This is a genomic window from Sporosarcina sp. D27 (genome assembly GCF_000586555.1).
Lineage (GTDB): Bacteria > Bacillota > Bacilli > Bacillales_A > Planococcaceae > Sporosarcina.
Window position 1 is genome coordinate 153,933 of the sequence record NZ_AZUC01000014.1, and the last position, 17,013, is coordinate 170,945.

Sequence of the window (17,013 nt, forward strand, 5' to 3'; positions counted from 1 at the left end):
GCGGTTACTTTTTTTTATTGCTTAAGAAGACAACCATTGCAATTATAGCTAAAGCTACTATTGCAACTGTTATGTATGAATTTTTAAAAAGTATGATTATTTGAAATAAAGCTCGATAATTAATTAGAAAATTTGATACAATAGTGTAAACAAATGGATTGTGTGGCAATGCAACAAACGTGCCAGTAAGAAGTATAATAACTGTTGCTTTCCGCTCCAGACTGCACGCTTTCCGAGGGGCGTGGCTTGAGTCTCCTCGGTCGCAAAAAACGCTCCCTGAGGGACTCAAGGCGAGTACAATGATGTGCTCCTTCTCGCTGCGCTTCACTCGAAAAAGCCGTTCTTCGTTACGGCTTTCGCTGATCCCTCCGGAGTCGTCCGTCTTCCGCTCCAAGTAACGGCAAGTATTATAAATAAAGCGCCCATTCATCAAAGGGGCAATTAGGGGGAAAAATGAGAAAATCAATAGTTCTTTTTTTTACTTTGTCAATATTGACTCTATTAGGTTGTAGTAATGACCCTGAAGAGTCTAGTCCATCACGTGAAAATAATGGAAAAGCTTCAGAAGAAACCATACAGAATTCAGTGAAGGAAGAAGTGGCAACTAAAAAAAACGTTCCAAACTTTAATGCATTTACATATAATGGCCAAAGATTTGAAATAGTATATTTTTATCAAAATTTTATAGACTATCTTGAAAAGGCGAAAGAACAACCAGACAATTTAGATGAATTATATTTGGAAACTGTAATAAATCCACTAGGTGGTGGAGATGGCCAATGGATTTTACAACAGTGGGGCTTTGGAACTCCGACGCGTCCGACTCTTTTAGATAAGTATCTACAATCACTAATTGATAACCATGATACTATCAAAAATTTGATAATTAATGCTTTGAAAGATTCAGCTGACCAGTTACCACCAGGGGCTACTAAATACGTTTATGTTCTTCCTGCCAATCCAGATGACGCGTTTACTTTAAGACGAAACGAAGGTGTGGCAGGTGTTGCGTGGGATCAAAACTTTATGACAATCCAAATTGCTCCTCCTTTCCTTAAAGAGAGCAATTTAAAATTTGCAGTTGCACATGAGTATCATCATACAGTCTTTTTAGAAAATAATAAATTAGCAATGGAAGATTCCTTATTAGATTTCGTTCTGATAGAAGGAAAGGCAGATACGTTCGCACGAATCATCTACCCAGATATACAAACGCCATGGAGCGATTTTTCAACAGGCAAAGATGAAATTCAAACGTGGCAAGTCCTTCAGAAAAACGTAAGTTCAACTGACTCATTAATTAAAGATCTTTTTTTCCGTGGCGATGGAGTAAAAGGACTTCCCAGATGGGCAAATTATAAAATCGGGAACAAAATAATGGAAAGCTTTATAGACGAAAATACAAATGTTTCTATTACTGATTGGACTAATATGCCTTCCGATGAAGTTCTTGAGAAAAGTAAGTATAGTGAAAAGCATTAAATTATATATATTACTGAGAAATAATATCCAATCAGAACCAACTTTCATCAAACAGGGCATTAACGGAATAAAAGTTGTGCCAGAATAGGGCCAGATTACGAATTAACGGATAACTGGGGTGATGTTTTGAAACGTCTTCTTATAGGAGTTTTGGTCACAATTGCTATCGAGAGGAAGAAGAAGGTATGAACATCTTAAAATCTAAAAAAGGCTTAGTGATTATTATTGCCTTTCTAGTTTTTTTTAGTAATTTTAATTTTTCCTCAAGGAAATAATAAGGAACAACTTACAAGTGAAATTGAAAAGCATGGGAATAATACAAACATACAGCATATTGAAGTATTGAATGGTAATAAATCTATAGCTTTTATCAAAAATGATGATGGTACAGAAAGCGAAATGTATTTCGAGAAATCTTTGTTTTCTTGGAAATTCAAACAGGACTTCACCTTTGAACCGGAGGGAATTAATGAACCTATTCATCTTTCATTTTTCCAGTCTCCATTTAACAAGGAAGAAAAATTAAACACTGTTTTAATTAGAGTATTTAATAATGAAATAAGTAAAGTTAGAATCGAAATAGAAGAGAAAATATTAAATGATTTTGAACTTCTACCCAAAGGTTCTGGTGAAAGATTTGGACTATTTAATACTGAAAATAATAGTATCTTTGAAGCGGAGTATATTGCTTTCAATAGTAAAGGTGAGGTAGTTTATACACTTAAACCTGGAGAGTATTCCCAATAAGTAAATAACACACATCTTCAGCTTAAAGGGGCAATTCTAGAATAAGCATTATGCCGTTAAAGGGCCGCTTAAGGGTGTAAGTTATATTCAAGGATAGGGGAAATCGGAATGGATTGGTTAGGACTTGGTTTGCTTTTTCTCTGGCCGCTGGAGCATTTTATGAATCATCACAAGTAAAAAAGGAAAATAAAAAGTTAGAAGAAAGAATTGAAATGTTGTAAGATGTGGTATACAAATAACTGCAATCGAGGGCTTTTGCTTTATAAGCGATTTCGTTCAATAATAATCGACTGTAAAATATTATTAGAATACAGCTGTGTAGTGCAGGAGAGAAGTACAGCGTACATTAAAAAAGACTGTTTGGAATTAGCATTTCCGAACAGTCTTTTTTATACGCATCAGTATTCTTTACTCCCTAATTTTTAAACAGTTCAACTTCTCCAATGTCGTCAATAATAAATTTCAATTTATCAAAGTGATCATAAGAAGTGATCGGAAAGTTTGTCGAAATATATGTTTGATTATCTCTTATATCTATATTAAAGCCCTCTGATTCATACACAATACCATTTTCATCAATTACTTTCATTGAGAAGCCAAAGGGGGTTTCATCTTCATATACTTGATCTACTGAAAATTTCAGGTTAAGTGATGTTGGATTTGCCTTGGCAGAAATAACTTGAATGATGGATGATGGGTCATCCATTGCATAATCAATAATTGGAATTGGTTTTCCTGTTTCTTGATTGAAAAACTCTAAGTTCCATTTTCCATCAATTTTTGTAAGACCTGCAAACTCAAGATCGCGAAATATATTAATGCTTTCTATTTCAACGACTGCATCTTGTAGAATAGGTAACGTGCCTTTATTGGATTCAATGATTATGTCGAGTTGTGTTTTCCCCGTCTTAGCATCTAGTATTGAATTCTTAAGCTGAATACCTGAAACATTGTATGTGTTGTTACCTTTTAATGGCTTTGTATCTGGAATAAATTCTTCAATATACACACCGTTTCCATTTTTCAATCGAAAATCCATCGTAACGTCCGTCACTCCATTTTCAAGAACTTTTGGATCTTCAAATTCTAAAGAAAAACTCATTCCGGCTTTATTTTCATCTGAGAAACTTTGTAAAAGCGTTACTTTGACATTCTGATCAGTGGCAGTACTACTATTTTCTTGTGCAAACCCTTCCGTAATAGCTCGTTCTATTCCTTTATCCCCAAAACTAAATAAATCATTGATACTTGCCCGTACTTGTTCATTTGTGAGGACCGCACCAGCGATAAGAAGTGCACAAGCTGCTGCAGTTACCTGTTTCCAAACGAACTTGTTTTTCTTCTTTTTCGATTGTGTTTGAATCGTATTGTATGTTCTATCTAAAGATTTTCTTACATTAAGAGGCATCTCTTTTTCTTTACTCATAACGTGTTCGAATTCTTCATCAAACTCAGTTTTCATTTGCAATCGCTCCTTTTTTATAGTAATTATTTCTGAGTAGCAGTTTACCCCTGGAGAGTCTGGATTTTATTGTTCCTTCGGGCTCTTTTAAAATTGCACCAATTTCTTTCGTGTTTAATCCTGCAATATAATATAAGATAAAAGCAGTTTTATAGTCTGGATTTAGACTATTTAAAGCATCTTCTAGCTCTATATTCTGAAAGTCGCCATTTGACCCTTCAGGAAGTGCATGTAAGTCGACAGGGGAAAAAACCTTCCTTTTATTCAATAAACTGTTGCACTTATTTAGTAGAATTTTATAAATCCATGTGTTGAAATACTCATCCTTTCGAAGTGTATGTAATCTTTCATAAGCTGACATAATCGTTTCCTGAAGAGCATCTGCCACGTCTTCATCGTTATTTAACATTCTGTTTGCAGTTCTATACAATACATCCTCATATTGCTTTACAAGAGAAACAAACGCATCACCATCACCTTTTTTAGCCTTTTTTACCAAGGGTTTTATAGATTTCATTCAAGCACCTCCCGAATCGTTCCTTTTTTGTTGTTCAATAGATTAGATACACAGAACAATCAAATGGTTGCACTGCTTTTATATAATATAATTTAATTATAGTTCAATCGGATTGTTTCTTAATGTATACTTTTGAAAAATCAGAAAGAAAAAGGTTGGTAATAAAATATAAGCAATTGAAATAGTGGATTACGCTTTTGAGGGATGGTTGAAGCTAGAAATTTAAACAGAGTAATACTCGTGGAATTGCAAGAGTTAAAGCTAGTAATTTTCTTAAGTACTGATTTTAGGTTTGAGAAGAATAATGATTCTGCAATCCGGAGTATTGCTTACATAACGTTTGTGCTTCAATGTGGCCATTTTATGTAGGGAAATAAAGAATACGTGGAGGTTGTTTATTATAAATATCGATCAAGATAGATATTTTTTAGAATTGGCTCTTGATGAGGCAGAAAAGGCATTGAATGAGAATACCTATCCAGTTGTGGCTATAATAGTTGGTGAAAATGGAAATATAATTGCAAAAGGACGCAATAAGGTACATACCCAACAAGACGCAACTGCTCACGCCGAAATTGATGCTATACGTAATGCTGGGGAATCAATATTTAATGCTAAAATCAATGGTGAAAAGTTTACAATATACTCTTCGTTGGAACCTTGTCCGATGTGTACAGGGGGAATTCTGTTTGCCAAAATAAAGAAGGTTGTTTGGTTACTAAATGACGATAACGGTTTTGGTGGTTACAAAAAAATCAAAGATGCAAAAGTCTTTGATAGGAAATTTCATGAAATTGAAGCTATTGAAGAACCTTATGACGATCTTAAGAAGAGACAAATGGAATTAATGAGTAAATGGTCATCAAATCTTAATAATGTTTCTAACTTACGGAAGGCTGTTATTCGAGAATAGGGCAACTGAATGAAACAATTAAACATAAAAATAGGATGAAAATTGGAATGAGTTATTTAATAACCATTGAACAATGTTATAATTAATTTAAATAGTCTCACACGTTATCGTCAGGAATTTAATTATATTTAGAGGTTATAAATACAGCATTGGCTTGCTGAAAAAACTTTCGCGTAACTACGAAAAATTTGATGACTGGTATAAAAGATGGCTACTTAGTTAATTACAATTGGTGCATTTTTCGTTATGTAATTTGTTTTCAATATGCTCATGGATATCCAAAAGGGAATATATTTTTGGAGTTGGAAGGTAGATATACAAGTCTCACTGATCAGGAAACTCCTTTAATGATGATTTGAAAACAAGGAAAAACTGCGGAGTATAAGGAAGACTGTCAGTACAAAGTTGATGCACGTTCTTATCTTGTGCAGAAACGAAGTGTTTCTATGGGTGGAGCTCCACTTGAAAGAACAGTATTAGTCCCACAAAAAAGTAATGATCGGCCCTTTTGAAAGGATGGATATTGCTTTAATAATCAGGGCAGTTGTAACATTAGAACTGTGCTGTAATCCGGCCATTTCCAGGTTAGGAGAAGTGCATGAATACATTTTAAAAAGTAATTGATTTTCTAAACAGAACGAAAGATTTTGATGTATGGGGAGATAAATGGGAAGGTATATCCGATAAAGAAAGGGAACACATAGATAATGCTACAACGGAAAATCCTTATGGGCTTATAGGTTTAATGCTCGGTGTAAGTGCGTTCATATTCGGTCCGACATTTGGTTTTATTCCTGTTGTAGCTTTACTATTTTGCATTGTAACGTTTTTTACTTTTGATAAAGAAAAGGAAGATAATGCTTGGCCTTTTTACTTAGGGATTGTGTTCTCGTTGATTGGTTTAAGTATGTTTATGACTGGGCAGGAACACATCCTAATATTCTAATTGTAATTGATTTAACTACCCCACAAAAGGGAGCGATTGCAATGAATTTGATATGGTCTATATCTGAATCCGGCCCTATATTAGAATAATAAAGTAGTATTAACTATGTCTAAAGAAGTTATTTCGATATTTGCCATAGTTTCTGCTGTGATATGGATTGCGGTTCCCCCAGAGGCTGTAAAAGTTTCAAAAGAGATAAAATGGCGAAAAATGATAACATTACTGTCTGTAGGATCTTTATCGGCATTAGTTCTAACGATTTCGCTTATTAAAGCCTGCCGTTTTAGTTCCATTTACAAAGGGCAGTAACGGAAAAAAGTTGTGCTTTAAACGAGCCAATTCGAGAAATTATACTATTGACTTTGCGGGGGGGGGTTACTTTGGAGGAACTTACATCTTATGATTATTGGCAGGATTTAAAAATCGTAGTGATCCAGTTAATTATTCTATTAGCTGTTGTCACATTAATTGTGCTAGCCATTCAAACTTTATCAAGAAGGTCAAAAGGAATGGGTAAATTTACAACAAGTATATTTATCGCTGTAGTGATTATGTTAGGTCTTTGGTTTGCTCTAGGAATTCTAGGAATAAATGCAGTCTATTTTGTTCCAATGTTCATTGAATGGACTACGAAGTTTATTCTACCGTGGGTGGTATTATATTGGCTAGTAAAGCTTATTAAAGTTCTGGAAAGAAAATAAATTTAGTCTAGAAGCGGCCCGATTGCTTTATATGCGATTGCATCTCTATCCCAATCGGGCTAATTACTTCACAACGCCAGAATAGACTTGTGATGATTTTATAGAAATGTTCCACCTTATTTAATCTGAATTTACAGAACTTTTAACGAGTTGTAACGTCCTATTATTAAGTTTGAAATGAGGTGAATCTTTGGGATTTTGGTATTTCTTAATATTATTTATAGGAATATTCTTATTTGTTAAAGGGTTACTTAAAAATAAAAAGTTCAGCTTGGTATTTGTAGGGATATTATGTATTTCATTCTCGATATTTATGTTTTCGCCTGGAAGTGATGAAATAATTTCGCACATTTTCAATTTGAATTAGAGAATGATATAGATTTTAAACTTAAAACTTTATTATTTTCATTAACTGGTACAATGAAGGAATACAAGCTGCGTCTAAATCTGGAAAATATTTAACGGAATACCATTTATTAATTACATTAAAGAATTGATGTTGTAATTGTAAGAATTAATAATAACTGGAGGTTTTCAAATCTACCTATAGTTTCTTTATACTTTTTATAAAGCTAATAAATGACGTGCATAATATTCTGTTTATGATAATTGTATTCATGATACGTTTTACATGGTCATAAGTTCCATTTCGGCATGCACTAATAATATGCTATTTACCTAGTAATAAGCTCTGTTTACACTTTTCTTCAACGTACAGTGATCCATCAATTTGTTTCACCTCTGAAATCACAAAGCAAAAATTCCTCTTGACATCTCCAAAAACTCACTCTATAATCCATAAACAAAGCTTCGTATCCATAAATTTGCAATGAGAAGGACATGAATCATTTCATAATTTCGTTACCAGAAAACAAGGTCATTGGCTGGAAACCTTGAGCGAAATCGAGTGATTTACCACCTTTCTGGCTAACATGAGGAACTGCATGCGTGCATGAAATCATGTTCGGGAAACCGTTATCGACTTAAGCGCATGCCTGCATTTTTGGCATGCGGAAACTTGGGTGGCACCACGACCGCATTCGTCCCTTTTACAGGGGACGGGTGCGGTTTTTTCAATTGAATATTGAAAGCTATGACAAGGACATGAATTATTCTTTAGTTCTTACCAGAGAACAGGACCATCGGCTGAAAGTCCTGAAGAAACGAGAGATGATTTACCGCCTAGAAGCTGACATGGAGAACCATGGAATTCCATGAAACCGTGTCCGGGAAACCGTTATCGTAATGAAGTGCAGAGGCTTGCTTTTGGCATCTGCAAAAACAGGGTGGTACCACGACCGCATTCGTCCCTTTCCAGGGAGGAGTGCGGTTTTTTATATATAAAAATTTCGGGAGGCGTTTTAAAATGTCAATTCAATCAGAGGAAGAAAAAAGAAATCATCGTAAACTCGGTCAAGAGCTAGAATTATTCATGGCATCTGAGGAAGCTCCAGGAATGCCATTCTATTTGCCAAACGGAATGATCCTGCGCAATGCGTTGGAAGAGTATTGGAGAGATGAACATCGCAAAGCGAATTACAAAGAGATTAAGACACCAATCATGATGAAACAAGAATTATGGGAAACATCCGGTCATTGGGATCATTACCAGGACAATATGTATTTCTCGGAAGTCGATAATCAGAAATATGCACTTAAACCAATGAACTGTCCAGGAGCTATGCTGATTTTTAATCATAAGCGGCGCAGTTATCGGGAGCTGCCAATTCGATATGCAGAATTAGGATTGGTTCATCGTCACGAGCTCTCTGGTTCTTTGAATGGATTATTACGAGTGAGGTCTTTCACACAAGACGATGCGCATCTATTCGTCCGGGAAGACCAAATTGAACCCGAAATCGATCGAGTTTTGGATCTCATTCACGATATGTATTCGAAGTTCGGATTTCGTTACGAGGTTGAACTGTCAACAAGACCAGAAAGTTTTATGGGTTCTGTTGAGCTATGGGACCAGGCGGAACGCTCACTTGAAAATGTTCTTGAGCAGCGGGGGATGCCGTATACGTTGAACGAAGGAGATGGTGCGTTTTACGGTCCGAAAATCGACTTCCATATACTTGACTCTCTCGGCAGAAGTTGGCAGTGTGGAACGGTTCAATTAGATTTTCAAATGCCCGAAAAATTCAATTGCCAGTATATCGGAGAAGATAATTCGCTACATCACCCAATCATCATTCATCGGGCGATATTTGGTTCCATTGAGCGATTCCTCGCGATCTTAATTGAGCATTACGAAGGAGCATTTCCATTATGGTTGGCACCTGAACAAATCCGGATTTTACCTATTGCGGATGTCCATCTCGATTACGCTTATGAGTTAAAACGAGAGCTTACTGAAAAAGGCTATCGCGTGGAAGTGGATGACCGTTCTGAAAAATTCGGATATAAAGTAAGGGAAGCAGCGAAAGCCAAAATTCCATTTGCTTGGGTAGTCGGGGATAAGGAAGTAGAGAATCAGGCGGTGTCCGTACGTAAACGGAAAGAAGGTGACCTTGGGCAACTGTCGGTTGAGGCAGCACTGGAGTTGCTGGAATAAACTCAAAACAGTATGTAAAACACTCATTTTGGAAACTATTTAGAGGCATTGTTAATTGATAAGGTGTTAAATAACCCTTTATTGTTGTTCTTTTTCACTATCTATATCTTGAAGAAACGAGTTACATGATCCGGATAAAAAGAAAAGCTGAACGTATGAAGCACGTCCAGCTTTTACAGTTAATTAAAGTGGTTGGGATAGAAGTATTTATAAATAGTTGAAGAAACTTGAATGCTTAATGTAGAAAAATACAAAATAGCTAGAACTCTTCCTTAGTACCTCCAAGTAACTTTTTCATAGTCATTCAAAGTGATTTTGCAGCGTTTCGCTGATAGAGCCAAACACCAAGGAAGACAACAAATTCCGATGCCGGTATTGACATCCAGATGCCATTCATTCCGAATAGTGCCGGTAGAATGAGAAGAAAAGCGAGCATGATCAGGATTTCTCTTGAAGCGGTAATCAAAGTCGCCATCCGGACGTTGCCGACGGATTGGTAATACGTCATCATGACGAAGTTCATGCCTGTGAACAAGTAGGCGATGAAGAACAGATGGATTCCCGATTCTGCAAGTGTTGTGACCTCTTCAGGAAAATCGCCGAACAACGAGACGATCGGGCTTGCAGCGAATTGTCCGACGAGTAGGGAGGTGATCCCAGCTCCGAGTGCAGTCGCCATCGCGAGCTTCATAGTGGTTCTTTTTCGTTTCTCATTTTTCGAACCTTGATAGTAGCTAATAAGCGGTTGGATTGCACTGCCTAGTCCGAGGAACAACATGAGCATGACACTGTGCACATAGTTCAAAATTGAAAAGGCAGCAACTCCAACAGTACCTGCTGTCCGCTCGAACGCGATATTGTGCGAAATCGTGAATACGGATATTCCTACTTCTGACAGGAAGCTTGGGAAACCGATGACAACAATGGCAACAAATAATGTTTTATCGAACGAAAATCGAACCCATTTTAAGTTATTGGAGGGTTTCAGAAAGTGGCAAGCCAAAATCAGCATCCCGAGCGCTGAAGCGAGGATGGTCGCGAATGCGGCTCCTTTAACACCGTAGTCATAGACGAACAGAAATAGATAGTTCAGGATGATATTCAAAACGGATGTCGAAATAAGTGCAACCATCGCAAGATTCGGGCCGCCATCATTCCGAACAAAAATACTAAACATGTTTTCCACTGTCAAAATGACGCCAAAGAGTAATATTACGTATAAATAATCAGAAACGTATTGGAATGTGTCCGGGTTCGCCCCAAGAAGGTAAGCGAGCGGTGTGCGGGCGAGAAATGCGAGTAGACCGATAATGAGCGTAATCAGAACTATGGACACGAGTGCATGGCTAAATATCCGACGTCCTTCTTCCGGGTTGCTAGCGCCCATCGCCATGGAGTATTTAGTTGCCGCTCCAATACCGATCCAAAGAGAAACAGCAAGAAAAATCGAGTAGACAGGAGCCGCGATTCCTACACCTGCAAGTGCTTCTGCGCCAAGACGGTTGCCGACCATGATGCCATCTGCGACAATGTTGACTGCCATCAGCAACATGCCGATCATCGATGGGATGAGGTAGCGTAAAAAAATGCGGCCAACGGGTTGGGTGTCAATGTCATTCAGTTGTTTAGTATGTTTCCCCATGGCACATACCACCTCCCCATTTATATTGGTAATAATCCATTTGTCGATGTTGATAAATTCCCTCATTTATACAGAGGTTCATAATTCCATCCTACTTTCAATTCATTGTGAAACATAAAAACTATTTTTGTTTTATTAGTTTACAAAGTCGAGGAAAAAAACCGAACAATGTTTCGGTCTTTTCACATACTATCCACTTTTACCATTCCATACAGTAGGATATCGACAATTTCATCCAAAGCTTCTTCAACAGTAATCCGGTTCTTCAGAAAAAATTGGCGATCCATCGTTGAATTGGCTGCTTCGATAATAAGTTTCATGAGAAGAGGTACACTGTAGTCTGCAATGACTCCTTCCTGTATACCTTGTTTTATCAGTTCCTGTAGATCATCCCATTCGTTTAAAGCCGCATGAATGCGTGCCCAGTGGTCGGGATACGATTTTTTCATCTGTTCAAGTATCTGCCATGTATAAAAGTCGTTATATTTAGGAATGACAGTGATTGTCTTCTTTATTTTTTCGATTAAGGTCAAGTGAGGGCTCTGCATGATCGCTTCGGTCTTTTCGTCGAATTCCTGAAGTGTGGAGTCGATGATTGCATCCAAGATGTCCGCTTTTGAGCCGAATTGTTCGTAAAGTGTGCGTTTACTGATTCCTAGCCTCTTGGCCAGATCATCCATTGTAAATTTCATACTTTTCTCTTGGACTTCCTCTAAAAAGGCTTTCATGATTCGTGCTTTCATATTTCTACCTCCCGCCAAGTGTAAACTTAAAAAACAGAAAAAGTTTTCAACGTTCAGTGTGGACTATATAATATATTCAGCAACATGTCAAGTCAGTTATTCACACGTAGACGAGCAAGTTCTTAGGTATCAGTATAGGGTCCTATCTGGATGAGGGAAGGCTTTTGAGTAATTATCAATGGAAATTACATAAAGGAAGATACTCGTAAGTTCAAGTCATGTCTCATTTTTTTGTTTCATGGATTGGATGCAGTGCCGTACTTCATGAGATTCTGTCTCTTATTGTAGGGACGATCTAGTGAATGGGGGAGGGAGAGTGGTATACTGATACATTTCTCAATTCATCGGAACTGTAATATTAGGAGACTTCCTTTGAAGGATTGCAAAAAGAAATCAGGTGGGAGGGATGTGTAAACTTCCCCCTCACCTGATTCATATTAACGATTTATTGAACAGCATCCTGAGTTTTCAATTCAACGCCTGTCCCGATTTTGTCCAGTACAAATGCATATAGCGCAGCGACTTCTTTTAACTGATTGAAACGTCCTGACTCACCAAAGTGACCAGCGCCCATATTCGTTTTCATCACCAGAATATTGTCGTCTGTTTTCATTTCTCTTAAGCGAGCAACCCATTTGGCGGGTTCCCAATAGCCAACGCGTGGATCGTTGAGTCCGGTTGTGACATACATATGAGGATAATTTTTTGCTTCCACATTGTCATAGGGACTGTAGGATTTCATGTAGAAATATGATTCCGATTCCCGAGGATCTCCCCATTCATCCCATTCCAGCGTAGTGAGGGGGATGCTTGTATCGAGCATCGTTGTAACAACATCGACGAACGGCACTTCAGGGACGATGACATTAAACAGATCACCTGCCATGTTAGCGACAGCTCCTGCCAGCAATCCTCCCGCACTACCACCGCGGGCAGCTAGCTGGTCCGAAGTCGTGTAACCTTGCTCAATCAGATATTTTGCAGCCGCAATAAAATCAGTAAATGTGTTGCGCTTGTTCTGCATCTTTCCATCCTCGTACCACTGTTTCCCCATTTCCGACCCGCCACGTACTTGTGCTGTGACCAACACCACTCCTTTTTCTAATACAGGAAGTCGATAAGGACTGAAATTAGGGTCATTGTTGGATCCATAGGAACCATACGCATACAGGATAATCGGAGCAGGTCCGTTGTCGAGTGCCCCATCTTTATAAACAAGGTTCAGTGGAACTTTAACGCCATCTTCCGCTGTAGCCCACAATTGTTTTTGACAGAAGTTTGAAGGATCATATTCCCCGCTGACAGGAGCCACTTGCAGACATCGCTTTTCTCCAGTGAGCAGGTCTAATCCAAATGTTGTTTCTGGAGTAAGCATCGACTCGAAGCTGAGTAACACTTCAGGAGTATAGTAACTTTGCTTCGATTTAACTGAAACGGAATAGAGCGGCTCATCCCATATCATCTGTTCCAATTGACCATTTTTCAGCTCCCAAATTTGAGTCAGTCCGTTTTCACGACCAGCGACAAGTAGTTTGTCCTGGAAAGGATATAGTGCCTGAAGATAGCGATTTTCGTTATAGTCTACGACATTATCTCGTGCCTGCAAATTGTTGAGTGGAGAACGAAGCAGTTGGAAGTTTTGTGCTTCTTCGTTAGATAGAATCAGTAAATCCTCACCCCAGTGCTCGACGTCGTATTCGATACCATCACGTCGTGCATCTACTAGTTGCAGAGGGGAGAGTGGAGCATCAGCGTCAATTAGACGGATTTCACTCGTCGTTTTCGAATCAGCATGCACAAAAAAATATTTGTCGCTTTGAGATTTGTTCATATAGAGGGTAAATGTCTCGTCATTTTCTTCATAGAGTAGTTCATCCTGATTAGTGTCACTGCCTAAACGATGACGCATTAAGCGGCTAGGACGCTCATTTTCATCGACTGTAATATAGAAAATATATTCACCGCATCGGCTCCATTCCACACTACCGTAGATGAACACATCCGAAATTCGGTCCTGTAAAAGTTCTCCTGTTTCTAAGTCTTTAACATATATAGTATAGCGATCTGTCCCATCCCGATTTTCCAAATAAGCAATAAGGCGATGATCGTTGCTCCATTTTAGTGCAGTCACACTTAAATAGTCACTTTCCTTAGCCAATTCATTCAGATCGAGAACCACTTCCTCATGTACTTCAGACAGTAGCTCACGGCTGGTCGCCTTTTTGCGTGCATAGATTGGGTATTGTTTCGCTTTGTCCAAACGGGAGTAGTAGAAATACGGCCCGTGCTGTACGGGAACATCGATCTCTGATTCGGGTACAAGGTCAACCATACTTTGATAAATTTCTTCGGTTTGTTTCTTGAGAGGTTCCATGATTTCATCGTAGTATAGGTTCTCGTCCTCTACGTATTTGATGACCTCAGGATTATTGCGGTCATTCAGCCAATAATAGTCGTCTTCACGTATATCTCCATGTAATTCATGGGGATGGGGGATACGTTTAGCAATAGGTGGTTTCATGTATAAAAATCTCCTTCCATCGATATATGTAATAGTTCGCTATACACTAGGAAAATCCTTTTTTGTAAGAAGGTTCTGACTACGAAATGAAAGAAGTGAGTCTACGAACCCATCATGAATATTAGATGTAAAGTAAGCTCAAGTTGAGAAAGGGTCACGTTGTTAGCCTTCTGCAAAAAAAAAGATAAATGTTTTCCAACAAATTTTGGTTCAATCCAAACTTTTTTCAGAAGGTGCCCGTCTAACAAATAAGACGTGAGCGCGACATGTTTAAAACTGGAGAAGGTGGATCATTTGTCATGACAAAAAATGAAAAGTTTGAGCTGGTTGAGCGGTTCTTAATAGAAAATCAAAATGCCCATTACCGTATTGCCTACAGTTATATGAAAAACAAAGAAAACGCACTTGATATTGTTCAAGATTCAATTTTAAAAGCCCTAAAATCAATTGATAGTCTGGATGAAGTTAAGTATATGAAGACTTGGTTTTATCGGATACTGGTAAACACATCTATCGATTTCATCCGGAAGCATCAGCGGATGACGGTGATGGACGGTGAGATCCTGGATGGGTATTTACCAAAGTCAGAAGACGAGCAGTCAGATATGGATTTGTTAGACGCACTGGATGCGCTCACTCCCAACGAAAAGTCGTTAATTGTTTTACGTTTTTTTGAAGACCTGAAGATTGAAGAGGTAGCGACTGTCTTAGGAGAAAATGTCAATACAGCTAAAACGAAACTTTACCGAACATTAAAGAAACTGCGTTTAGAAATTGGAGAGGGGATTTAGGATGAAACAGATTAACAAATTTAAGAAGGAATATGAGGATATTGAAATTCCTTCTGAATTGGACCAAGTGGTGAAACAGTCTATTCAACGAGCGAAAGCATCACAAAAGAAGCATAATCCAGTAAAAAGATGGTCCCTTGGTGTAGCTGCCGCGGCTGCTTTGTTCATCGGGAGCATTAATGCCAGTCCGGCATTCGCGAATTCATTGGCGAACATCCCAGTTCTTGGATCCATTGTTGAAGTCTTCACAATAGAAACTCTAACGATGGATAGAGAAACGTACCAAGCAAATTTAAAAACGCCGGCCATTAGTGGTTTGGAGGATGAAGAGTTGCAGGCATCGTTAAATGAAAAATACATCGAAGAAAACAAAGAGCTCTTTAAGCAATTTAAGGAAGAGGTCGCGGACATGGAAGAGGTTGATGCAGGTCACTTAGGAATTGACACCGGATATGAAGTGAAAACCGATACGGAACAATTGTTATCGATTGCCCGGTACAAAGTGAATACTGTTGGATCATCTTCCACTACAATGAAATACGATACTATAGATAAGCAAAATAATGTTTTAGTTACCCTACCAAGTCTTTTCAAGGATGATTCCTATATAGAAGTAATTAGTTCCTATTTAACTAAAGAAATGAAACAGCAAATGGCGGATGACGAGAATATATCCTATTTCGCATTCGATGGGTCTGATTTAGACTTCCAAGCAATCCAAGCCGACCAAAACTTCTATATTACTTCTGATCACAAACTCGTGATCTCTTTTGACAAGTACGAAGTAGCACCTGGTTACATGGGAATTGTCACATTTGAAATTCCTTCAGATATCTTAAGTGATGTCCTTGTGGGGGACACCTATATTAGATAAGTTGTATGAATAAGCAGCAGATGAATGATTTCATCTGCTGCGCCCCTTGTTCTATTGAAGTGGTTCATTACTTACATAAGCTAACTAAAAAATCCATTCAGCATAAGAATATTCACAAAGTGACAGGAGGATTAGTTTGAAATGAGTGCATTAAATCAACAAGAGACTAGGAAAAGGAAGAGGTTAAAAAAACGATATTTCGTAATTCTTCTACTCGTTATATTTGGTACTGGTTTTTTTGTCGGGAAGTCGTATTCTGCCCGAGAACTACCAAGTACGCCGGATGAACCTTCAAGTACACAAGAATCAGTCGATAAATCAGAGGAATCAAGTCCTCAATCAGAAATGCCAGCTGAGGAAGAACTGCCTAAAAAAGAGCCTATTGAAGAGGAAAAAAAACCAGAAAAACTAGTCTATCTGACGTTTGATGATGGCCCCAGCAAGTTGACTGAGCGGTTTTTAGATATCTTGCAAGAGCAAGGAGTGAAAGCTACGTTCTTCATGCAAGGAAACAATTTGAAGAAAGAACACTTGCAGAAAAGTGTGAACCGTGCCGTACAAGAAGGTCATTACATCGGTGCCCACAGCATGACTCACAATTACAAAACACTTTACACCAAACAACAATTTGTGCCGGAAATGGTTGAAACACTAGACTTAATCCACGAAATAACAGGAACGAACCCTCACTTAGTCCGACCCCCTTATGGATCAGCACCAGGGTTGAAAAACGAACAGGTGCGAAAACAGCTCGCTGATGCACATATCAAGGTTTGGGATTGGACCATCGATTCGAAAGATTGGGAACTAGCGGGGAATCCTTCTCAAATTTTGCGGAATATCAAACAAGGTACGACCTCCGATAGAGAAATTGTCTTAATGCACGAAAAGCCGCAAACCTTGGAGGCACTTCCTGGGATTATAAAGTTTTTCAAAGAACATGGATACGCATTTGCTGTCTATGATGAAGCTCATCACTTTGTACTCAATTTCCAGAATGATTTAGAGCTTTAGGGAAAGGAGTTTTTTGAGTGTAATAAATGAATGGTTCACAATTACTAATGGTGATTGAACGAATAGTTTGTATTGAATAAATCCTGATACTAGAAAAGCTGCC

The 17,013-nt window shown here is 38.2% G+C and carries 14 protein-coding genes; 9 read left to right on the plus strand and 5 right to left on the minus strand.

The genetic code is table 11. From position 1 onward, the window contains the following. Positions 1–453: 453 nt before the first annotated feature. The gene (locus N693_RS0103480; RefSeq protein ID WP_025783385.1) at positions 454–1,482 is read left to right on the plus strand and encodes a DUF2268 domain-containing protein; all 1,029 of its coding nucleotides are present in this window, start codon (positions 454–456) and stop codon (positions 1,480–1,482) included. Positions 1,483–1,824: 342 nt separating this feature from the next. Next, positions 1,825–2,229, plus strand: a complete 405-nt coding sequence (locus N693_RS0103485) for a hypothetical protein (protein ID WP_025783386.1) — start codon at positions 1,825–1,827, stop codon at positions 2,227–2,229. Between the two features lie 415 nt (positions 2,230–2,644). Here N693_RS0103485 and N693_RS0103490 read toward each other — a convergent pair whose 3' ends face one another. Both N693_RS0103490 and N693_RS0103495 read right to left on the minus strand, forming a co-directional pair. Then, positions 2,645–3,691: a DUF4179 domain-containing protein gene (locus N693_RS0103490; protein WP_025783387.1), complete on the minus strand. Its 1,047-nt coding sequence runs from the start codon at positions 3,689–3,691 to the stop codon at positions 2,645–2,647. Further along, positions 3,681–4,208, minus strand: a complete 528-nt coding sequence (locus tag N693_RS0103495) for an RNA polymerase sigma factor (protein ID WP_025783388.1) — start codon at positions 4,206–4,208, stop codon at positions 3,681–3,683. The genes N693_RS0103490 and N693_RS0103495 overlap by 11 nt, the downstream gene beginning before the upstream one ends. Before the next feature lie 400 nt (positions 4,209–4,608). Between N693_RS0103495 and N693_RS0103500 the strand changes: the two genes are divergently transcribed. From N693_RS0103500 to thrS, 4 genes are all read left to right on the plus strand, one after another. After that, positions 4,609–5,121 carry a nucleoside deaminase gene (locus tag N693_RS0103500; protein ID WP_025783389.1) on the plus strand — a complete coding sequence of 171 codons (513 nt, stop codon included), beginning with the start codon at positions 4,609–4,611 and terminating at the stop codon, positions 5,119–5,121. 1,051 nt (positions 5,122–6,172) lie between these two features. Beyond that, a complete protein-coding gene (locus N693_RS19870) occupies positions 6,173–6,376 on the plus strand; it encodes a hypothetical protein (RefSeq protein WP_081760041.1) in 204 nt (67 codons plus the stop codon). A gap of 71 nt (positions 6,377–6,447) precedes the next feature. Then, the gene (locus tag N693_RS0103510) at positions 6,448–6,768 is read left to right on the plus strand and encodes a hypothetical protein (RefSeq protein WP_025783390.1); all 321 of its coding nucleotides are present in this window, start codon (positions 6,448–6,450) and stop codon (positions 6,766–6,768) included. A gap of 1,366 nt (positions 6,769–8,134) precedes the next feature. After that, the gene (gene thrS / locus N693_RS18850) at positions 8,135–9,325 is read left to right on the plus strand and encodes a threonine--tRNA ligase (RefSeq protein ID WP_037592636.1); all 1,191 of its coding nucleotides are present in this window, start codon (positions 8,135–8,137) and stop codon (positions 9,323–9,325) included. A 304-nt stretch (positions 9,326–9,629) separates the two neighbouring features. Here the strand turns inward: thrS and N693_RS0103520 are convergent, their stop codons facing one another. The 3 genes from N693_RS0103520 to N693_RS0103530 all read right to left on the minus strand — a co-directional run bounded on the left by N693_RS0103520 (position 9,630) and on the right by N693_RS0103530 (position 14,231). Continuing rightward, positions 9,630–10,967, minus strand: a complete 1,338-nt coding sequence (locus tag N693_RS0103520; protein ID WP_025783391.1) for an MATE family efflux transporter — start codon at positions 10,965–10,967, stop codon at positions 9,630–9,632. A 182-nt stretch (positions 10,968–11,149) separates the two neighbouring features. Further along, positions 11,150–11,710 carry a TetR/AcrR family transcriptional regulator gene (locus N693_RS0103525; protein ID WP_025783392.1) on the minus strand — a complete coding sequence of 187 codons (561 nt, stop codon included), beginning with the start codon at positions 11,708–11,710 and terminating at the stop codon, positions 11,150–11,152. 445 nt (positions 11,711–12,155) lie between these two features. Continuing rightward, entirely contained in the window at positions 12,156–14,231 is a 2,076-nt protein-coding gene (locus tag N693_RS0103530; RefSeq protein ID WP_025783393.1) for a S9 family peptidase, read from the minus strand. A gap of 299 nt (positions 14,232–14,530) precedes the next feature. Between N693_RS0103530 and N693_RS0103535 the strand changes: the two genes are divergently transcribed. The 3 genes from N693_RS0103535 (at position 14,531) to N693_RS0103545 (ending at position 16,910) form a co-directional block, all read left to right on the plus strand. Then, positions 14,531–15,022 (plus strand): RNA polymerase sigma factor, encoded by a 492-nt coding sequence (locus N693_RS0103535; protein ID WP_025783394.1) that lies wholly within the window; start codon positions 14,531–14,533, stop codon positions 15,020–15,022. Position 15,023: 1 nt separating this feature from the next. Next, positions 15,024–15,896, plus strand: coding sequence for an anti-sigma-V factor rsiV (locus N693_RS0103540; protein WP_025783395.1), 873 nt, complete (start codon positions 15,024–15,026; stop codon positions 15,894–15,896). 141 nt (positions 15,897–16,037) lie between these two features. Next, positions 16,038–16,910 (plus strand): polysaccharide deacetylase family protein, encoded by an 873-nt coding sequence (locus N693_RS0103545; RefSeq protein ID WP_025783396.1) that lies wholly within the window; start codon positions 16,038–16,040, stop codon positions 16,908–16,910. Positions 16,911–17,013: the final 103 nt, after the last annotated feature.

Coding starts and splice junctions, on each gene's coding strand:
- N693_RS0103495 (WP_025783388.1), bottom strand. CDS start 4,208: ATGAAATCTATAAAACCCTTGGTAAAAAAGGCTAAAAAAGGTGATGGT.
- N693_RS0103530 (WP_025783393.1), bottom strand. CDS start 14,231: ATGAAACCACCTATTGCTAAACGTATCCCCCATCCCCATGAATTACAT.
- N693_RS0103525 (WP_025783392.1), bottom strand. CDS start 11,710: ATGAAAGCACGAATCATGAAAGCCTTTTTAGAGGAAGTCCAAGAGAAA.
- N693_RS0103520 (WP_025783391.1), bottom strand. CDS start 10,967: ATGGGGAAACATACTAAACAACTGAATGACATTGACACCCAACCCGTT.
- N693_RS0103490 (WP_025783387.1), bottom strand. CDS start 3,691: ATGAAAACTGAGTTTGATGAAGAATTCGAACACGTTATGAGTAAAGAA.
- N693_RS0103480 (WP_025783385.1), top strand. CDS start 454: ATGAGAAAATCAATAGTTCTTTTTTTTACTTTGTCAATATTGACTCTA.
- thrS (WP_037592636.1), top strand. CDS start 8,135: ATGTCAATTCAATCAGAGGAAGAAAAAAGAAATCATCGTAAACTCGGT.
- N693_RS0103535 (WP_025783394.1), top strand. CDS start 14,531: ATGACAAAAAATGAAAAGTTTGAGCTGGTTGAGCGGTTCTTAATAGAA.
- N693_RS0103540 (WP_025783395.1), top strand. CDS start 15,024: ATGAAACAGATTAACAAATTTAAGAAGGAATATGAGGATATTGAAATT.
- N693_RS19870 (WP_081760041.1), top strand. CDS start 6,173: ATGTCTAAAGAAGTTATTTCGATATTTGCCATAGTTTCTGCTGTGATA.
- N693_RS0103545 (WP_025783396.1), top strand. CDS start 16,038: ATGAGTGCATTAAATCAACAAGAGACTAGGAAAAGGAAGAGGTTAAAA.